This window comes from Nonomuraea mesophila (assembly GCF_004352805.1).
Lineage (GTDB): Bacteria > Actinomycetota > Actinomycetes > Streptosporangiales > Streptosporangiaceae > Nonomuraea > Nonomuraea longispora.
On the sequence record NZ_SMLD01000092.1, the window covers coordinates 20,948 to 38,380 of the forward strand.

A 17,433-nucleotide genomic window follows, 5' to 3' on the forward strand; every position below is an offset into this window, starting at 1 on the left:
ACACCAGGACGGGCGACGCTCCCCGGGCGGACAGGGGAACATGACCTGCGACATGGTCCACGGTCGTACCCGGACAGGTCTGCGGCGGGATTCGCCTCGCGCGGCCCGTGACTACGTTCGGCGACATGACTCTTCCCTCCGTCACCCGCACCGTTGACGGCTCCGGCACCGGACGTGACACCCATCCCCTGCTCACCGTTCTGCTGGCGCAGCTGATCTACGCGGCGGGCCTGCTCGGGGGCCTGCTCCTGTACCAGACGCTGGGGGCCGCGCTGGCGGGGACGCGGCCGTCACCGCCGCTCATCGCCGTCTTCGCGGTGCTGCAGCAAGTGATCGGGCACGCGCCCATCTTCCTGCTGCTGTGGGCCTGGGTACGGTTCTACGAGCGACGGCCCTTCGCCGCATCGCTCGGCCTCACCTGGGGCCGGCTCGCCTGGAAGCAGCACGCGGCCGGCTTCGGCCTGGGAGTGGCGTTCATCGCGGGGTGGCTGGCGCTGCAGGCCGCCATCGGGAACCTGGGGGTGGACGGCACGATGGCCGCCCCGGGCGTGCCGGTGGCCGCACTGGCGTACCTGCTTCCGGCGTTCTACCTGAGCAGGATCGTGATGATCTCGATCGAGGAGATCCTCTACCGGGGCTGGATCCTGCGCAGCGCCACCGCGCGCTGGGGGGCGCCGGCGGGCATCGCGATCTCGTCGGGTGCGTTCGCGCTGTTCCACTTCGCCGGCCCGCTGATGCTGATCTTCCCGCTGCACCGCTTCACCTGGGTGCTGGCCGCCAACCTGGTGCTCTGGTCGGTGCTGGCGGCGCTGCTCACGCTGATGGGCGGCAGCCTGTGGGCGGCCCTGGCCTTCCACGCGACGCCGCTCTGGCTGGCGAGCCATGTCTTCGTGGTGACCGCCCCCGGGCAGGGCACGCCGCCGCTCGCCATCGTCCTGCTCTCCCAGCCGCAGGCGAGCCCGCTCCTCGGAGAGCCCGCCACGGCCGGCCCGTTCACGGGGCTGCCGACCACGTTGCTGCTGGCGCTTCTGTGCGGCGCCGCCTACGCCACCTACCGGAGGCGGCGGACGCGGGTCACGCCTGCGGCCGGATGATGGCCATCCTGGTGACGGTCAGCTCCTCGATCGCGAACCTCGGGCCCTCGCGGCCGGCGCCCGAGTCCTTCACGCCGCCGTACGGCATGTTGTCCGCCCTGAAGCCGGGCACGTCGTTGACCACCACTCCCCCGGCCTCGATGCGCTCGATGGCCGCGAACGCCGTGGCCAGCGACCGGGTGTAGACCGCCGCGTGCAGGCCGTACCGTGAGGCGTTGACCGCGGCGAAGGCGGCGTCGAGGTCGGGCACGGTACGCACGCACACCACCGGGCCGAAGATCTCCTCGTCCCAGGCGGCGGCACCGTCGGGGACGTCGGCGAGCACGGTGGGCGCCAGAGCGCGGCCGACGCGGTGCCCGCCGGTGATGGGCTCCACCCCCGAGCCGGAGATCCACGCGAGCACGCGGTCGGTGGCGGCCTCGTCGATGAGCGGGGCGACGCGGGTGCCCGGCAGCCGGGGGTCGCCGACGGTGACGCTCTTGACGCGCTCGGCCAGCAGGGCGAGGAACCGGTCGCGTACGGGCTCCTCGACCAGCACCCGCTGCACCGAGATGCACGCCTGACCGGAGGCGTAGTAGCCGCCGCGCACGGCAGCGTCGGCGGCGGCCTCCAGGTCGGCGTCGGCCGCCACCACGAGCGCCGCGTTGGAGCCGAGCTCCAGCAGCACCTTGGTGGGGGCGGCGCCGCGCGCGATGGCGTGACCGGCCGCGGCCGAGCCGGTGAACGAGACCGCGCCGATCCGCCGGTCCTCCACCAGGGTCCTGCCCACCTCGACGTCCCCGGTGACGAGCTGCACGGCGGCCGGAGGCAGCGCGCCGGCCGAGCGCAGCAGATGGACCAGCCAGAGCGTGGCCAGCGGGGTCGCGGGCGCCGGCTTGACGATCACGGGGCAGCCGGCGGCCACGGCAGGGGCGATCTTGTGGGCGGCGAGGAGCAGCGGGTAGTTGAAGCCGGTGATCCCGACGACCACGCCGATCGGCCGGCGCGTCCAGAACCCGATCAGCCCCTCCCCCGACGGCAGCAGGTCGAGCGGCACGGTCTCGCCGTGCAGCCGGGCGACCTCCTCGGCGGCCGTGGCCAGCGTGACCAGCGTCCGCGCGACCTCGACCTTGCAGTCGGCCAGCGGCTTGCCGGTTTCCAGGACGAGCAGCCGCTCGAACTCCTCGCGGGCCGCCTCCAGCGCGTCGTGGGCGTGCGTGAGCGCGGCACGCCGGGCGTGCGAGGGCAGCCCCGCCATGGCGGGGGCGACGGCCAGCGCCGCGTCGAGCGCCTGCCGGGCGTGCGCCGCCGTGCCCAGCGGGGCCGCGGCGACCCGGCTTCCGTCGTAGGGGAAGATCACGTCGGTGGTGGCCGCGGTCTCGGTCCATCCGTCGCCGATGGGCAGTCCGCTGGGCCAGGCTTGCTCGATGCTCATGGCTCTTTCCGTAGGGCGCTGGGAAACACGTCGAGGTAGGCGGGCGCACCCTCGCGGCCGGTCGCGGCGAGGACGGCGTGCGCCACCGCGCGGCTGAACACGTCGGCCACCGCCTCCAGGGCGTCCTGCAGCAGGTCGTGGCCGGGAGCCGGGCGGACGTTCGCGCTCGCCGGCGCCGTCGTCCACGCCACCCCGCCGGACGCGGACACGCCACCAGCGGCGGACGTGGCGGCGGGGGTCCGGGGAGAGTTCGGGCTGAGCGGCTCGGGCGAAGGGGTGAGGGCGGCGTCGTACGCCGCGGCGCCCAGGGCGGCGTCGGGGACGGCGCGGAACGTGCCGCCCCGGCCGAGGTCGAAGATGACGGCCGCCGGAACGATCGGTACGGCACCGCCCTCCACCGGATATCCGATGCCCGCGTCGGCGAGCCGGTCCACGACCCCGCACGCCGCCCCGAGCCCGAACACGCTCCCTCCCGACAGCACCACGGCGTGCACCCGCTCCACGAGGTTGCGCGGGTCGAGCAGTTCCGTCTCCCTGGTCCCCGGCGCGGCCCCGCGTACGTCGACCCCGGCCACCGCTCCCCCGGCGGGCGCCACGACCACGGTGGTGCCGCTGCGGTGCCCGCCGCCGGTCCGCTGCGCGTGGCCGACGCGCAGGCCGGGGACGTCCACCAGGGAGTTGGCGGGGCCGGCACGCATCAGTGGTCCCCGGTCAGGAACCGGCGGGCGGCCTCGGCGAACACCTCGGTGCACCGGACGATCTCGGCGACCTCGACGAACTCGTCCGACTGGTGGGCGATCCACTTGCCGCCCGGCCCGTAGACGACGGAGGGGATGCCGCCCCAGTGGGTCAGCACGGTGCCGTCGGTCGAGCCGGGCACACCGCCGTACACCGGTTCGCGCCCGGTCACGGTGCGGTGCGCGGCGGCCAGCGCGGCCACCACCGGGTCGGAGACGGGCACGTCGACCGGCGGGCGGTCCACCAGCGTCACCACCTCGGCGGTGATCCCGTCGCGGCCGGCGAGCGCCGCCACCCGCTCGGCGACGACCTGGTGGTCGACCCCGGGGATGGTCCGCACGTCGATGAAGACGGAGGCCACGGCGGGGATGACGTTGACCTGTTCCTCGGACCCGGCCCGCAGCACGGTCGGCGTCACGTACACCTCGCCGAGGTGCTCGTGCGCCGGGTGCAGCGTCTGCAGCTCGTCCTGCAGGGCCCGCAGGCCGGCGAGCAGCTCACCCACGGCCTGGATGGGGTTGCGGCCGTGCTGCGGCATCGCGCCGTGGGCCATCTTGCCGGTGAGGTCGGCGCGCAGCCGCAGGGCGCCCTTGGCGACGGCGCAGATCTCGCCCGCCTCGGGCTCGGCGACGATCGCGCCGTCCACGTCGGCGGCCAGGCCCTCGGAGACGAAGTGGTGGGCGCCGAGCATGAGGCCCTCCTCGTCGGCCAGCGCGCACACCTTGATCCGGCCGGGGAACGGTCCAGCGAGTTGCAGGGCGCGGGTGGCGTACAGGGTGGCGGCCAGCCCGGACTTCATGTCGGCGCTGCCCCGCCCCCACAGCCGCCCGTCGCGGATCTCGCCGCCGAACGGGTCGACGGTCCAGGTGGACAGGTCGCCCTCGGTCACCACGTCGGTGTGGCCCTCGAACATCAGGGTCGGCCCGTCGCCGCCGCCACCCTCGACGACCGCCACGACGTTGGGCCGTCCCGGCGCGGCCTCGTACACGACCGGCTCCCAGCCCCACTCGCGCATCTTCGCCGCGACGAGCTCGGCGGCGGGCCGCTCGTCGCGGCCGCGCGCCGGGTCGTTGGTGCTGGGGATCCGCACCAGCGCCTGCGTGAACTCCACCACACCGTCGGCGTCGACCTTGATCACCACAAACCCTCCAATGTCGGTACGGCCCGCAGCAACTCCTGCGTGTACGGATGGGCGGGCGCCTCCCAGACCTCGTCCACGGAACCGGCCTCCACGATCTCGCCCGCGTTCATGACCGCGACCGTCTCGCACACGTGCCGCACCACGGACAGGTCGTGCGAGACGAAGACGAGCGTGAGGCCCAGGTCGTCGACGAGGTCGGCGAGCAGGTTGAGGATCTGCCCGCGTACGGACACGTCAAGCGCGCTGACCGGCTCGTCGGCGACCAGCACCTTCGGCCGGGGCGCGAGCGCGCGGGCGATGGCGATGCGCTGCCGCTGCCCGCCGGAGAACTGGTGCGGGTAGCGGTCGGCGGCCTCGGGCGGAAGCCCGACCTCGGCCAGCAGTTCCTTCACGCGGTCGCCGGCCGGCAGGCCGAGGGCGACGAGCGGCTCGGCGACGAGGTCGCGTACGCGCATGCGGGGGTCGAGCGAGCTCATCGGGTCCTGGAAGACGATCTGGAGGTTCTCGCGCAGGAACCGCAGCCGTTTCTCCGGCAGGCCGGCGATCTCCTGCCCGTCGAAACGGATGGAGCCGCTGGTGGGCCGGTCGAGCGCGCACAGCAGGCGCAGGAGCGTGGACTTGCCCGAGCCGGACTCGCCGACGATGCCGAACCGCTCGCCGCGCCGGATCGTCAGCGACACGTCGCGCAGCGCGTGGACGGCGGCACCCGGCCGGGTGAGCGAGGTGCGGGGCCGGTGGTAGACGCGGTTGAGGCCGCTCGCCTCAATCAGCGGGGTGCCAGCATGCGAAGGCATGTCCCTCTCCTGTCAGCGCCGGCGCCGCCTCGCACGTGGGGGTGGCGTGCGGGCAGCGGTTCCTGAACACGCAGCCGCCGGGGAAGCGGCCCGCCGCGGGGACGCTGCCCTGGATGGTGGGCAGCCGGGTGCCGCGCGGCGTGAGCCTGGAGGCGGCCAGCAGCCCTTCGGTGTAGCGGTGGCGGGGGCGGGTGAAGACCTCGCGGATGGGGCCGCTCTCGACGACGCGGCCACCGTACATGACCAGGACCCGTTCGCAGACGGAGGCGACGACGGCGAGGTCGTGGGTGATGAACAGCAGCGCGGGCGCGACCTCGGCGATCAGTTCGAGCATCTGCTTCTGCACGGTGACGTCGAGCGCGGTGGTGGGTTCGTCGCAGATGAGCAGGCCGGGGCCGTTGGCCAGGGCGATGGCGAGCATGACGCGCTGCCGCTGGCCGCCGGAGAGCTGGTGCGGGTACGCGCGGGCGACCTGTGCCGGCTCGGGGAGGCGTACGCGGTCCAGCAGCGCGACGGCGCGTTCGCGGGCCTCGTGGCGGGGCATGCCGTGCAGCGTCATGACCTCGGCGACCTGGTTGCCGACGCGCATGAGCGGGTTGAGGGCGGTCATGGGCTCCTGGAAGACCATGGACACCTCGCGCCCGCGCAGGTCCTTGACCCGGCTCTCCGGCACGCCGACCAGGTCACGTTCGCCCAGCCGGGCCGTGCCCGAGGCGGTGACCTCCTCGGGGAGCAGGCCCATGAGCGACAGCGCGGTCAGCGACTTGCCCGACCCCGACTCCCCGATGAGGCCGACCCGCTCGCCGGGCGCGATGGTGAACGACACCTCGTGTACGAGCTCCAGCGCCCCGGCCCGGACGGTCAGCCCTTCGACCTTCAGCGTGCTCACCGCTCCTCGACCCTCCTCAGCTTGGGGTCCAGGTGGTCGCGCAGGCCGTCGCCGAGCAGGTTGAAGCCGAGCACCGCCAGCGCGATCGCGAGGCCCGGCCACAGCGCCAGGCGCGGGGTGGAGAACAGCAGTTCCTGCGACTCCTGCAACATCCGGCCCCACGACGGCGTGGGCGGGCGGGTGCCGAAGCCGAGGAACGACAGCGCCGCCTCGGCGAGGATCGCGATCGCGAACGACACCGACGCCTGCACGATCAGCATGGAGCCGATGTTCGGCAGCACGTGCCGCACGGCGATGGCCGGCCGCCGCCGCCCCGCCGCCCTGGCGGCCAGGACGTAGTCGGTCACCATGACCTGGAGGGTGGCGGCGCGGGCCACCCGGGCGAACGCGGGCACGGTGGCCACCCCGATCGCGATCATCGCGGTCAGCGTGCCGGCTCCGTAGACGGCGCCGAGCATGACGGCGAGCAGCAGCGCGGGGAAGGCGAAGACCAGGTCGTTGACCCGCATGATCAGCTCGGAGAGCCAGCCGCGCGGCGTCATCCCGGCGATCATGCCGAGGGGGACGCCCAGCGCGGCGGCGATGCCGACGGCCACGACGCCCACGTAGAGGGTGGTGCGCGCGCCGACCATGAGCTGGCTGAAGGTGTCGCGGCCGAACTTGTCGGCCCCGATCAGGTAGCCGCCGCCCGGCTCGCGCAGTTTCTGCGCGGCGTCCACGAGCGTCGGGTCGTGCGGCGTCCAGAAGAACGAGGCCACCGCCGTCAGCACCACGAGCCCGACGAGCGTGCCGCCGCTGACCAGCCCGGCGTTCGCCCTGCCCCTCATCGCGTCCTCCGGTTCACCGCAGAAGCCTCGGGTCGAGCAGGTGGTAGGCGACGTCCACCACGAAGTTGATCAGCAGCACGGCCGCCACCAGCACCATCACCACGCCCTGGACGAGCAGCAGGTCGCGCCCCGCGACGCCGTTCAGCAGCAGGTCGCCGAGGCCGGGGATGACGAAGACCCGCTCGACCACGACCGCGCCGATCAGCAGCGTGGCCAGTTGCAGGCCGAGCACGGTGACCACGGGGACGGAGGCGTTGCGCAGCCCGTGCCGCCACAGCGCGCCGGTGCTGCCCCGCCCCTTGGCGCGGGCGGTGCGCAGGTAGTCCTCCCGCATGACGTCGAGCACGGCGCTGCGCACGTAGCGGGTGAGCACCGCGCCCTGGACGAGCCCGAGCGACGCCCACGGCAGCAGCAGGCCGCGCAGCCACTCCCCCGGGTCGTCAGCGAACGGCACGTAGCCGCCGGACGGCAGGGCCTGGGCCTGCACCGCGAACACGTACACCAGCAGGATGCCGGCCAGGAACGCGGGGATGGCGATGCCGGCCTGGCTGGCCGCGCTGATCAGCGCGCCGAGCGGGTCGCGGTGGTGCACGGCGGCGAACGTGCCCAGCGGCACCGCGAGGACCAGCGCCACGGCCATGCCGCCGAGCACGAGCACGGCCGTCACGCCGAGCCGCTCGCCGATCTGCGGGCCGATGGGCGAGCTGGTCACGTAGGAGGTGCCGAAGTCGCCCTGGAGCAGCCCTCCCGACCAGTCGAGGAACTGCACGACGGGCGGCCGGTCGGTGCCGAACTGCTCGCGCAGCGCGGCCACCGCCTCGGGCGTGGCGTTGACGCCGAGCGCGATCTCGGCCGGGTCGCCCGGCAGCAGCGACATGAACGCGAACACGACCACGGCGGCCACCGCGATGCCGGCGAGCAGCACGGCCAGTCGCTTGAGCAGGTAGAACGTCACTGTTTGGCGAGTGCGGTGAAGTCGAAGGACTCCGAGATGGCGTTCTTCGGCAGGCCGGTGACGCCCTTCTTCGCCACGATCAGGTTGGGGAAGAGAAAGAGCCAGTCGGCCGCGGCGTCCTCGGACAGGAGCTTGGCGGCCTGCTTGAGGTCGTCGCTCTGCTCCTGCTCGGTGCCCCGGTCGGCGGAGGCGAGGAGCTTGCCGAACTCGGGATTGTCGTAACCGAAGTAATACGATTTGTCGGCGAAAATCCCCATGTCGCGGGGTTCGACGTGGTTGATGATCGACAGGTCGTAGTCGCCCTTCGTGAACACCTGGTCCAGCCAGCGGGCGGGGAACTCCAGCGGCTCGATCTCGGCCGTGATGCCCACCTGGGCCAGCTGCGACTTGACGACCTGGGCGCTGCTCACCGCGTACGGCAGGTTGGGGATGCGCATCTTGACGTTGTACGTCTTGCCGCCGAGCAGTTGCTTGGCCTTGGCCGGATCGTAGGGGTAGTCGCCGGTGCGGTCCTCGTACCAGGGGTCGGTGGGCGGCACCATCGAGCCGATCATTCCGCCGCGCCCGGCCCAGGCGGTGTCGAGCAGCGCCTTGTGGTCGATGGCGTGCCGGACCGCCTGCCTGACCTTCTTGTCGTCGAACGGCGGGCGGGCGTTGTTCATCGACAGCACGACCTCGCCGTTGGTGGTGCCCTCGATCACCTCGAAGCGGTTGGGGTCGGCGAACTGCTGCAGCGACTCGGGCGCCTGCACGCTGGAGATGACGTCGATGCCGCCGGTCAGCAGCGCGTTGTTCATCGCCGTCGCGTCCTTGAAGTATTTCAGTGTGATCGACGACAGCGGCGGCTTCGTGCCCCAGTAGGAGGGGTTGGCGTCGAGCTGGACTGAGTCGCCGCGCCGCCACGAGCCGAGCACGTACGGGCCGGTGCCGACGGGCTTGTTGGCCAGGTCGGACACCCCGGTGCGGCTGAACATCGCGCCCAGCCTGGTGGCCATCGAGTAGAGGAAGCCGTTGCTCGGCTGCTTGAGCGTGACCACGGCGGTGGTGTCGTCCTTCTTCTCCACCTTGTCGACGACGTCGAGTTGCGACTTGATCTTGAGCTTCCAGTCGGACTTCACCCGGTCGAGCGAGAAGACCACGTCGTCGGCGGTGAACGGCGCGCCGCTGGAGAACGTGACGTTGTCGCGCAGGGTGAAGGTGTAGGTCTTCCGGTCGTCGGAGACCTCCCACTTCTCGGCCAGCAGCGGCACGATCTTGCCCTCCTGGTCGAGCTTGACCAGGCCCTCGTAGACGTTGACGAGCAGCGCCTGCGGGATCGCGGCGCCCTCGGTGGAGGTGAAGTCGAGATTCGCCGGCTCGGCCACGAAACCGACGGACAACGACTGCGCCTTGGGTGCGCCGGACGCGGACTCCCCGCCGTCGCCGCCGCCGCAGGCGGCCGTGCCCAGCAGGAGACCGCCGACGGCGATCCAGATGCCGATGCGCCTCATTCTTCAGCCTCCTGGCTAGTGCACTGGTCGGACCAGTAGGCTGCACATTGCCAGTCGTCGGTGGCTCGGGTCAAGGGGGATTGCATGGGTGGTCCGCGGTTCGAGCCGGTGCGTGCCGTACACGCCTACGAGCGGGTCGTCGAGCAGGTCGAGGAGGCCATCGAGAGCGGCTCGCTCAGCCCGGGCGAGCGGCTGCCGAGCGAACGCGAGCTGATGGTGCAGTTCTCGGTCAGCCGGTCCACCGTACGCGAGGCGCTGCGGGTGCTGCAGGCGCGCGGCCTCGTGCGCTCGCGTCCCGGCGATCCCCACGGGGCGGAGGTGCTGCCGTTCACGCCCGCCGCCCTGCACAAGTCGATGACCACGCTGGCCAGGGTGGCGGAGTTGTCGCTGGCCGAGCTGGTGCAGTTCAGGATGGTGCTCGACTCGTCGGCCGGCCTGCTGGCCGCCCGGCTGCGCACCGACGGGCAGCTCGCCGAGATGGACGCGGCCGTCGGGCGCATGCGCGCCGCGGCCGACCACGACGCGTTCGTGACCGAGGACGTCGCCTTCCACGACGTGGTGGCGCGGGCCAGCGGCAACAAGCTGATCCAGATCTGTACGGACGTCGTCCGCTCGATCGTGCTCGGGCTGATCTCGGAGAAGCTCGCCGCCGCCCCCGACAAGGGGGCGCTGATGCGGCAGACCATCGAGCACCACGAGGCGGTGCTGGCCGCGGTGCGCGCCGGCGACGGTCCGCTGGCCGCCCGGCTGACCCGCGAGGCGATGTACGACTATTACGCGGACTACGTGCCGGCCGCCGAACGTCCTGCCCTGCGGGCGCTGCTGGAGTGATCGCCGGCCCGGCACGGGGCTCCTGACCGGGGGCGGCGAATGTTATCTTGCCCACGTGCCGCTCGATGATGGGGACGCGTTGCGCGAGGCGTTCCTTCGTGAGCCGCGCCGCTACACCAGCCACCAGGTCGCCGACATGGCGGGGGTGCCGGTCTACCGCGCGCGGCGGCTCTGGCGCGCCCTCGGGTTCCCCAACGTGGCCGACGACGCGGTCGAGTTCACCGACTCCGACGTCGAGGCGCTCAGGACGATGTTGCGCATGGTCGGCTCCGGCGCCTACGACGAGGAGCACATGCTGCTGATCGCCCGCTCCATCGGCCGGGCCACGACCAGGCTCGCCGAGTCGCAGGCCGAGGTGGGCGTGGAGTCGCTCGACCAGGCGGGCGTGCCGCTGGAGGAACGCCCGCGGGCCTGGCGCAGGCGGGCCGAGCTGGTGGTGCCCGACCTGGGGCGGCTGCTGGTCTACGCCTGGCAGCGCCAGCTCGCCGCCGCCGCGGGGCGCATCGCGGGCCAGGACATGAGCGCGGTGCGCCTGTCCGTCGGGTTCGCCGACCTGGTCGCGTTCACCAGGCTGAGCCGGCAGATCACGCTCGGCCAGCTGGCCAGGCTGGTCGACCGGTTCGAGGGACGCTCGGCCGACATCGTGACCTCCTCCGGCGGGCGGGTCGTCAAGACGCTGGGCGACTCGGTGTTGTTCGTGGCCGACGAGGCGCACGTGGCGGCGGAGATCGCGGTGCGGCTGGTGGAGACGCACGCCCGGAGCAAGGACATGCCGGAGCTGCGGGTGGGGCTGGCGGCCGGGCCGGTGATGTGGCGCATGGGCGACGTGTTCGGCACCACGGTCAACCTGGCCAGCAGGCTCACCGCGCTGTCGTTGCCCGGCACCATCCTGGCCGATCCGCAGCTGGCGGAGGAGCTGGAGGACGCCCGCGCGTTCCGGCTGCGGGCGGTCGACCGGCTGTCGGTACGCGGGCTGGGCGAGCTGGTCCCGTTCACGGTCACGCGCGCCGAGAGCTCCTGACGCCGGCGCCCCGGAGGACCTCCTGACGCGCCGGCATCCTGGGCCTCCTGACGCCGGTGCCCTGGGCCTGGTGACGCCGGCGCCTCAGGTCTGGTGACGCCGGTCCCCGGCGTGGGCAACCTGCCGTCGCGCTCGATGCGTCACTACCGTCAGCAAGCTCGCGAGGAGGCATCTCACGTTGGCGGATAGAGCGATATTTCAGGACTTTGTGGCGTCCAGGTCCGATCGGCTGCTGCGCACCGCGTACCTGCTGACCCACGACTGGGGAGTCGCGGAGGACCTGCTGCAGGAGTCGCTGGCGAAGGCCTGGTTCGCCTGGCCGGGCATCGACGAGCCCGAGGCGTACGTGCGCAGGGTCCTGGTGACGACCTACACGTCCTGGTGGCGGCGCAGATGGCGCAGGGAACTGCCCAGCGACGACCTGCCCCACGCCGTGTCGCACGACCCTCCTTGCGATGAGAGGGAGGAGCTGTGGCGGGCGGTCGGCCGCCTGCCCGCCCGGCAGCGCGCGGTGGTCGTGCTGCGCTTCTACGAGGACCTGGCGGTGGCCGAGGTGGCCAGGATCCTGGGCTGCCAGGAGGGCACGGTCAAGAGCCAGTGCGCCAAGGCGCTGGCCAAGCTACGAGTGGACGAGTCGATCGTGAAGGAGCTGCACCGATGAGCGCGCACGACCTGCGTGATGTCCTGCGGGAGCGGGCCGGGGCCCCGGCGCCCGTGAACCCGCACCGCCACGACCAGATCCGCGCCCGCGTCCGCCGGACCCGCATCCGCAGGAGCGCCATGGCCGGGGTGGCGGTGGTGGCGGCCGTGGTGGCGGGCGTCTCCCTCGTACCCGGCGCGGCGAAGCCTCCCGAGATCACCGCGGCGGCCGAGCCCGCGGCCTCCGCGCTGCCCGAGACGTTCACCGCGGACGACGGCACCGAGTACCGGCGGGTGGCCACGACCGGGCTGCCGGCCAAGGGCGGTCAGAAGGCGTCGGTCACCGTCCCGGTCACCGGCAAGCCGCTGGATCTGGCCGGGTTGTGCCAGGGCAGGCCCGGGAGCCAGCCGCCGAACGTCGCCGTGAACGGCAGGCCTGTCCGGACAGGCTCCCTGAGGTGCGGGAAGGACATGGAGCTCGAAGCGCTGGTCGTACCGGACGGCGCCACGGAGGTCACCGTCACCTTCGACACCACGACGACCGGGTACGGCTGCGTACGCGAGAAGAAGGGCGGGAAGTGCGAGCCGGTCAAGCCACACTGGGCCGCGTGGAGCCTGGCCGTCTACGAGTGGACGCCGCCCGCCGAACCGGTCGAGCCCGGCGAGCTGCGCGCCCCGCCTGCCAGGCTGGCCGGTATGCGGCTCGCCGCCAGGACGGGCGGCACGTGGACGGACGAGCGCTCGTTCGAGCTGGTGGTCAGGAGCCCCGGCGGGAAGCTGGGCCTGGAACAGCTCTGCACGGGTGACCTGGCCGGCCGCATGTGGTTCACCTACCGCATCAACGGCGAGGACACCGGCTCGACCACGGACTGCGGCATCTGGAAAAGCGGCCCCTTCCCGATGGCGATGGGCGAGCACAGGGTGCCCAAGGGCGAGAAGGTGACGATCACCGGGAAGGTGGGCCTGTGGGGTGAGGCCACCAACCGGCCGGTCCGCTGGGTCGTGGCGGCGTACGTGAATTGACCTCCTCCCCGCGTTGAGGCACGGGGATTCCAACGGCAACCACCCCACGAGGAGGAGGTCACGTTGAGGTTCGCGGTGCACCGGCCCGGCAGAGCCTGATGCTGGACGATGATCGATCCGGTGCGCAGCCACCCGAACTCTGCCCGCGCCTCCGTCAACTGGCGGCACTGCTCGACGAACCCTGGCGCGCTCTTGCGTCCCGGCTTCCAGTGCGCGTGTTGCTCAACCGCGAGATTCCACACATATCGGGCGTGCCCGCAATGCTCCAGCAGTGCTGCCTCCTGGGCAGGCGAGGGCTGGAGCCGGTAGCGGGACATGCCGATCAATCTACCGGCCGCCACCGACAAAACCGGGAGACCACAGTGTCCGGCCGTTCCGGCATTCCACCCCGCCCCGGAGGAAGGACAGGGCCTCCAACCTGTAGGTATCCGGTGACCGCCTCCGCGCGTGCACCGATGACCGGCCGCCGCCGGCGGCCGGTCAGAACCGGTCGCGCAGTTCCCTTTTGAGCACCTTGCCTGAGGCGTTCTTGGGCAGCGACTCCACGAACACCACCTGCTTCGGCGTCTTGAAGGGGGCCAGCCGCTCCCGCAGGAACGCGATCAGCTCGTCGGCCGTCACCCCGGCGCCCTCGCGCAGCACCACCGCGGCCGTCACCGCCTCGATCCACCGTTCGTCCCCCACGCCGAACACGGCCGCCTCCGCGACCTCCGGATGCTGGTAGATGGCCTCCTCCACCTCGCGGCTCGACACGTTCTCGCCGCCCGACTTGATCATGTCCTTCTTCCTGTCGACCACCGACAGGTAGCCGTCGGCGTCCATGACGCCGAGGTCGCCGCTGTGGAACCAGCCGCCGCGGAAGGCCTCCTCCGTCTTGCCGGGGTCGTTCCAGTATCCGAGCATGGCGTGCGGGCTGCGGTGCACGATCTCGCCGACCACGCCGGGCGGCACCGGCCTGTCCTCGTCGTCGACGATCCTGGTCTCGACGTTCAGGGCCGGCCTGCCCGCCGAGCCCAGCCGGGTGAGCTGCTCGTCGGGGCCGAGGACCGTGGCGACGGGCGCCATCTCGGTCTGGCCGTAGAAATTGAACAGGCGTACGTCGGGCAGGCGGGTGGAGATCTCCTTGAGCACCTCCACGGGCATGATCGAGGCGCCGTAGTAGCCCTTGCGCAGCGACGACAGGTCGCGGCGGGCGAAGTCGGGGTGGCGGAGCAGGCCGATCCAGACGGTGGGCGGGCAGAACACCTTCGTCGCGCGCTCGCCCTCGATCGTGGCCAGGATCACGGCCGGCGTGGCTCCCGGCAGGATGATGTTGGTGGCGCCCAGGTAGATGCCGGGCGTGAGGAAACAGTGCAGTTGCGCGCAGTGGTAGAGGGGCAGCGCGTGCACCTCGACGTCGTCGGGGCTCATCTCGCCGTCGACGACGCACGTGACGTACTGCGTGATCAGGCTGCGGCTCGACAGCATGGCGCCTTTGGGGCGCGACTCGGTGCCGCTGGTGTACATGAGCTGGATCGGGTCGTCGTCGGCGATGGCGGCCTGCGGCTCCGACGTGTCGTCGCAGGCCGCCCAGTCGGCGAACGCCTCCCAGCCGCCGGCCGCCGTGCCGATCACGCCGCGCACGGTGACGCGCGGGCCCGCCGCCGCGTCCGCCACCGGCAGCAGCGCCTCCTCCACCAGCATTCCGGTCGCGCCGGAATGCTCCAGGATGTACGCGACCTCGTCGCTCCCCAGCATGAAGTTGATCGGCACGGAGATCGCGCCCAGCCGGGCGAGCGCGAAGTACGCGACCACGAAAGCGTGGTTGTTGTGGCTCAGCACCGCGAACCGGTCGCCCTTGCCGACCCCGCGCGCCGCCAGCGCGTTCGCCGTGCGGTTGACCATCAGATCGAGGTCGGCGTAGGTCTGCCGCACATCGCCGTAGACGATGGCGGTCTTGGCGGGATAGCGCGCGGCCGAGCGCCGCAGCAGGTCTCCGATGGCATGCCGGCGAATCATGGGGACGTCCTTCAGTCGTACAGAACCATATTCGGGCGATCCTAACCGTTTTCCCCTCTTTCGCGCCCGCGCGGCGCCGCCGCCGGCGGGCATGGACGGTGGTCATGAGGGAATCCGCTCACGTAACGACGTCAACCCAGCACACGGAGACGCTCATCCGTCCCGATCGAGAAAGGCCGCGCCACCGCCATGCCGCCCATCCCAGAGCTCATGCACCGTACGTTCTTCCGCGCCCTGTCGCTGCTCCCGCCGCAGGCCCAGGGCATGGTCCTCGGCCGTTTCTTCGACTGGCGGCACCGGGTGCCCGACCCCTGGAAGTTGTCGACCGACACCTACGAGCGGCAGAAGTACGAGGCCACGCTGGAGCACGTACCGCGCAGGCCGTACCGGCGCATCATCGAGGTGGGATGCGCCGAGGGCGCGTTCACGCGCACGCTGGCGGGGGCCTATCCGGAGGCGCGGATCGTCGGGGTCGACGTCTCCGCGCGGGCGCTGGCGCGGGCCCGCCGGCGGGTCCCCGGCAACGGCAGGGTGCGCTTCGTCCAGGCTGACATCCTCACGCATGTGCCCGAGCAGCGCTTCGACCTCGTGTTCTGCTCGGAGACCCTCTACTACCTGGGCCGTCCCGACCGTCTGCGCCAGGTCAGCGCCCGGCTGGCCGAGCTGCTCGTGCCCCGCGACGGGGTGCTGGTCGCCGTGCACCCGTGGCCTGAGGCCGGGCGGCTGCACCGCTACCTCGACGCCGACCCGGCGCTGTCGCGGCTGGCCGAGGAGGTCTACCCGGCACCGCCCCGCCCGTACGCCGTCACGATCTACACCACAAGGGCCGGCCCGCCGCCCGCGTGAGTCACCGCGGAACGCCGGTCGCCCGCGTCAGCTCCCCTTCGCGGGCGGCCGTGTCCGTCGCGTGCCCGGCCGCATCGCCGTCCTGAGTCATCCCTCCAGTCTGTCCTCCTCACGAGGTGGCCGCCCACCGCGGAAACCCGGGCCCAGATCCGTCAGCCCGGCGCACACGTGGTCCCTGAACGCCCGCGCCGCCGGGGTCAGCCGCTCGCCCGCGGGCCAGCTCACGCCGATCGTCCTGAACACCGGCGGCGACAACGGGATCTCCACGACCCCGGGGATCGAGCCGGGCGGCCCGGAACGCGGCAGGATCGCCATCCCCAGCCCCGCCGCCACGAGCCCGCGCACGGTCTCCGACTCCTGGCCCTCGAACACGATCCGCGGCTCGAATCCCGCCCTGGCGCACAGGTCGTCGGTGATCTGGCGCAGCCCGTACCCGGGTTCGAGCGTCACCAGCTCCTCCCCCGCCAGCTCGGCGGCGCGCACCCGCCTCCTCCCCGCGAACCGGTGGGCGCGCGGCACCGACAACACCAGCTCCTGGTCCGCGAGCGGCCTGCTGACCAGGGCGGGGTCGTCCAGCGGCATGGGCGCGACGAACACCAGGTCGATCTCGCCCTCCCGCGCGGCCCGCACCATGTCCTGCCGCGAGCCCTGCACCAGGCTGAACCGGACCCCGGGGCGGCGCTCGCGGAAGTCGCGGACGAGGGAGGGGACGAGCGTACGCCCCAGCAGGTGCAGGAAGCCGAGCACGACGCGGCCCGTGCCCGGGTCGGTCTCCTCGCGCACCTCCCGGACGGCCGCGGCCACGGAGCTCAGCGCACGGGTGGAGGCGGCGGCGAGCACACGTCCGGCCCTCGTCAGGCGGATGCCGCGGCCGGCGGGGAGCACGAGCGGGGTGCCGGCCAGGTCCGCGAGGGCGGCGAGGCGGCGGCTCGCGGTCGGCTGGGGGATGCCGAGCAGCTCGGCCGCGCGGGTCACGTGCCCCGTCTCGCCGACGGCCGCGATCAGCGCCAGGTCGGAGGCGAGGCGGGCGGCCAGCTGCTCGTCGGACTCATTCATCACGGTATGAATCATCGCTGATCGTCGTATTGGACGTATCTATACGTCGCTGCCTAGCGTGGCTCGGGTGGTGGTCAGTCAGGCTCAGGTCCTGCCCGCGGCCACGCGGCGGGTCGGCGCGGCCGTCGCGGCCGCCGGAGTGTCGTCGTTCGCCCTGCTGTACGCGCCCCAGCCCGTGCTGCCGCAGCTCGCCGGGGAGTACCGGCTGGACCCAGGAAGTGCGACGCTGGCGATCGGCGTGGCCACGACCGCGCTCGCCGTGACGGTGCTGCCGCTGGCCTGGCTCGCCGGACGTGCCGGGCGGCGGCGGGTGATCCTCTGGTCGGTGCTCGTGTCGGCGGCCGTCGGTCTCGTGCTGCCGCTGGCCCCGTCATTCCCCGTGCTGCTGGCGCTGCGGGCGGTCCAGGGGGTGGCGATCGCCGGCTTCGCCGGGGTGGCGGCGGCGTACCTGGCCGACCGGCTCGGCACGGCCCGCCTGACCGGTGCGGTGGGCGCGATGATCGCGGGCAACACGGTGGGCGGGATGCTCGGGCGGCTGGGCGCCGGTTTCGCCGCCGAGCCGCTGGGGTGGCAGGGGTCGCTGTTCGCCGTGGCCTGCGTCGCTTCGCTCTGCGCCCTGTTCACCGCCCTGGCCCTCCCCCGCGACCCGGCCCCACCGCCGCGCGAGAAGCCACCAG

The 17,433-nt window shown here is 72.5% G+C and carries 17 protein-coding genes and 1 pseudogene; 7 read left to right on the forward strand and 11 right to left on the reverse strand.

The genetic code is table 11. The annotated features are described in order from the left end of the window. The first annotated feature begins 125 nt into the window (after positions 1-125). Entirely contained in the window at positions 126-1,094 is a 969-nt protein-coding gene (locus E1295_RS29135) for a CPBP family intramembrane glutamic endopeptidase (RefSeq protein ID WP_166427456.1), read from the forward strand. On the opposite strand, the gene E1295_RS29140 is transcribed toward E1295_RS29135, so the two are convergent. Genes E1295_RS29140 through E1295_RS29175 form a run of 8 tightly spaced genes read right to left on the reverse strand, consistent with a single transcriptional unit; the run spans position 1,075 to position 9,342 of the window. Beyond that, a complete protein-coding gene (locus tag E1295_RS29140) occupies positions 1,075-2,508 on the reverse strand; it encodes an aldehyde dehydrogenase family protein (protein ID WP_132634728.1) in 1,434 nt (477 codons plus the stop codon). The two genes, E1295_RS29135 and E1295_RS29140, sit on opposite strands and share 20 nt — an antisense overlap. Next, positions 2,505-3,206: a P1 family peptidase gene (locus E1295_RS29145; protein ID WP_132634730.1), complete on the reverse strand. Its 702-nt coding sequence runs from the start codon at positions 3,204-3,206 to the stop codon at positions 2,505-2,507. The genes E1295_RS29140 and E1295_RS29145 overlap by 4 nt, the downstream gene beginning before the upstream one ends. Continuing rightward, positions 3,206-4,384, reverse strand: a complete 1,179-nt coding sequence (locus E1295_RS29150; RefSeq protein ID WP_246080471.1) for a M20 family metallopeptidase — start codon at positions 4,382-4,384, stop codon at positions 3,206-3,208. The genes E1295_RS29145 and E1295_RS29150 overlap by 1 nt, the downstream gene beginning before the upstream one ends. Then, positions 4,381-5,181 carry an ATP-binding cassette domain-containing protein gene (locus E1295_RS29155; protein WP_132634732.1) on the reverse strand — a complete coding sequence of 267 codons (801 nt, stop codon included), beginning with the start codon at positions 5,179-5,181 and terminating at the stop codon, positions 4,381-4,383. Before E1295_RS29155 ends, E1295_RS29150 begins: the two co-directional genes overlap by 4 nt. Then, positions 5,150-6,070 carry an ABC transporter ATP-binding protein gene (locus tag E1295_RS29160; RefSeq protein WP_132634734.1) on the reverse strand — a complete coding sequence of 307 codons (921 nt, stop codon included), beginning with the start codon at positions 6,068-6,070 and terminating at the stop codon, positions 5,150-5,152. The genes E1295_RS29155 and E1295_RS29160 overlap by 32 nt, the downstream gene beginning before the upstream one ends. Beyond that, positions 6,067-6,897 (reverse strand): ABC transporter permease, encoded by an 831-nt coding sequence (locus tag E1295_RS29165; RefSeq protein ID WP_132634736.1) that lies wholly within the window; start codon positions 6,895-6,897, stop codon positions 6,067-6,069. The genes E1295_RS29160 and E1295_RS29165 overlap by 4 nt, the downstream gene beginning before the upstream one ends. Before the next feature lie 13 nt (positions 6,898-6,910). Next, a complete protein-coding gene (locus E1295_RS29170; protein WP_132634739.1) occupies positions 6,911-7,852 on the reverse strand; it encodes an ABC transporter permease in 942 nt (313 codons plus the stop codon). Beyond that, positions 7,849-9,342: an ABC transporter substrate-binding protein gene (locus E1295_RS29175; protein ID WP_132634741.1), complete on the reverse strand. Its 1,494-nt coding sequence runs from the start codon at positions 9,340-9,342 to the stop codon at positions 7,849-7,851. The genes E1295_RS29170 and E1295_RS29175 overlap by 4 nt, the downstream gene beginning before the upstream one ends. 84 nt (positions 9,343-9,426) lie before the next feature. On the opposite strand from E1295_RS29175, the gene E1295_RS29180 reads away from it, so the two are divergent. From E1295_RS29180 to E1295_RS51190, 4 genes are all read left to right on the forward strand, one after another. Beyond that, positions 9,427-10,173 carry a FadR/GntR family transcriptional regulator gene (locus E1295_RS29180; protein WP_132634743.1) on the forward strand — a complete coding sequence of 249 codons (747 nt, stop codon included), beginning with the start codon at positions 9,427-9,429 and terminating at the stop codon, positions 10,171-10,173. Positions 10,174-10,195: 22 nt separating this feature from the next. Continuing rightward, positions 10,196-11,194 carry an adenylate/guanylate cyclase domain-containing protein gene (locus E1295_RS29185; RefSeq protein WP_342775915.1) on the forward strand — a complete coding sequence of 333 codons (999 nt, stop codon included), beginning with the start codon at positions 10,196-10,198 and terminating at the stop codon, positions 11,192-11,194. Between the two features lie 178 nt (positions 11,195-11,372). After that, positions 11,373-11,855: a SigE family RNA polymerase sigma factor gene (locus E1295_RS29190; RefSeq protein WP_132634747.1), complete on the forward strand. Its 483-nt coding sequence runs from the start codon at positions 11,373-11,375 to the stop codon at positions 11,853-11,855. Further along, the gene (locus tag E1295_RS51190; RefSeq protein WP_132634749.1) at positions 11,852-12,856 is read left to right on the forward strand and encodes a hypothetical protein; all 1,005 of its coding nucleotides are present in this window, start codon (positions 11,852-11,854) and stop codon (positions 12,854-12,856) included. The genes E1295_RS29190 and E1295_RS51190 overlap by 4 nt, the downstream gene beginning before the upstream one ends. Before the next feature lie 221 nt (positions 12,857-13,077). On the opposite strand, the pseudogene E1295_RS52565 reads toward E1295_RS51190, so the two are convergent. Together E1295_RS52565 and E1295_RS29205 are read right to left on the reverse strand one after the other, a co-directional pair. After that, positions 13,078-13,173: pseudogene (locus E1295_RS52565) on the reverse strand (helix-turn-helix domain-containing protein); the annotation flags it as partial. A gap of 163 nt (positions 13,174-13,336) precedes the next feature. After that, positions 13,337-14,854, reverse strand: coding sequence for an acyl-CoA synthetase (locus E1295_RS29205; protein WP_132634751.1), 1,518 nt, complete (start codon positions 14,852-14,854; stop codon positions 13,337-13,339). Positions 14,855-15,043: 189 nt separating this feature from the next. On the opposite strand from E1295_RS29205, the gene E1295_RS29210 reads away from it, so the two are divergent. Then, entirely contained in the window at positions 15,044-15,700 is a 657-nt protein-coding gene (locus tag E1295_RS29210) for a class I SAM-dependent methyltransferase (protein ID WP_132634753.1), read from the forward strand. An 87-nt stretch (positions 15,701-15,787) separates the two neighbouring features. Here the strand turns inward: E1295_RS29210 and E1295_RS29215 are convergent, their stop codons facing one another. Next, on the reverse strand, positions 15,788-16,756 hold the full coding sequence (locus tag E1295_RS29215; RefSeq protein WP_246080477.1) for a LysR family transcriptional regulator: 969 nt from the start codon (positions 16,754-16,756) through the stop codon (positions 15,788-15,790). Between the two features lie 67 nt (positions 16,757-16,823). On the opposite strand from E1295_RS29215, the gene E1295_RS29220 reads away from it, so the two are divergent. Continuing rightward, positions 16,824-17,433, forward strand: a 610-nt coding sequence (locus E1295_RS29220; protein WP_246080475.1) for an MFS transporter, incomplete at its 3' end; no start/stop codon positions are given.

What these genes read in the sequence shown, in the direction of transcription:
- E1295_RS29215 (WP_246080477.1), bottom strand. Translation starts at nt 16,756, where the DNA reads ATGAATGAGTCCGACGAGCAGCTGGCCGCCCGCCTCGCCTCCGACCTG.
- E1295_RS29135 (WP_166427456.1), top strand. Translation starts at nt 126, where the DNA reads ATGACTCTTCCCTCCGTCACCCGCACCGTTGACGGCTCCGGCACCGGA.
- E1295_RS29175 (WP_132634741.1), bottom strand. Translation starts at nt 9,342, where the DNA reads ATGAGGCGCATCGGCATCTGGATCGCCGTCGGCGGTCTCCTGCTGGGC.
- E1295_RS29205 (WP_132634751.1), bottom strand. Translation starts at nt 14,854, where the DNA reads ATGATTCGCCGGCATGCCATCGGAGACCTGCTGCGGCGCTCGGCCGCG.
- E1295_RS29180 (WP_132634743.1), top strand. Translation starts at nt 9,427, where the DNA reads ATGGGTGGTCCGCGGTTCGAGCCGGTGCGTGCCGTACACGCCTACGAG.
- E1295_RS29140 (WP_132634728.1), bottom strand. Translation starts at nt 2,508, where the DNA reads ATGAGCATCGAGCAAGCCTGGCCCAGCGGACTGCCCATCGGCGACGGA.
- E1295_RS29165 (WP_132634736.1), bottom strand. Translation starts at nt 6,897, where the DNA reads ATGAGGGGCAGGGCGAACGCCGGGCTGGTCAGCGGCGGCACGCTCGTC.
- E1295_RS29145 (WP_132634730.1), bottom strand. Translation starts at nt 3,206, where the DNA reads ATGCGTGCCGGCCCCGCCAACTCCCTGGTGGACGTCCCCGGCCTGCGC.
- E1295_RS51190 (WP_132634749.1), top strand. Translation starts at nt 11,852, where the DNA reads ATGAGCGCGCACGACCTGCGTGATGTCCTGCGGGAGCGGGCCGGGGCC.
- E1295_RS29210 (WP_132634753.1), top strand. Translation starts at nt 15,044, where the DNA reads ATGCCGCCCATCCCAGAGCTCATGCACCGTACGTTCTTCCGCGCCCTG.
- E1295_RS29155 (WP_132634732.1), bottom strand. Translation starts at nt 5,181, where the DNA reads ATGCCTTCGCATGCTGGCACCCCGCTGATTGAGGCGAGCGGCCTCAAC.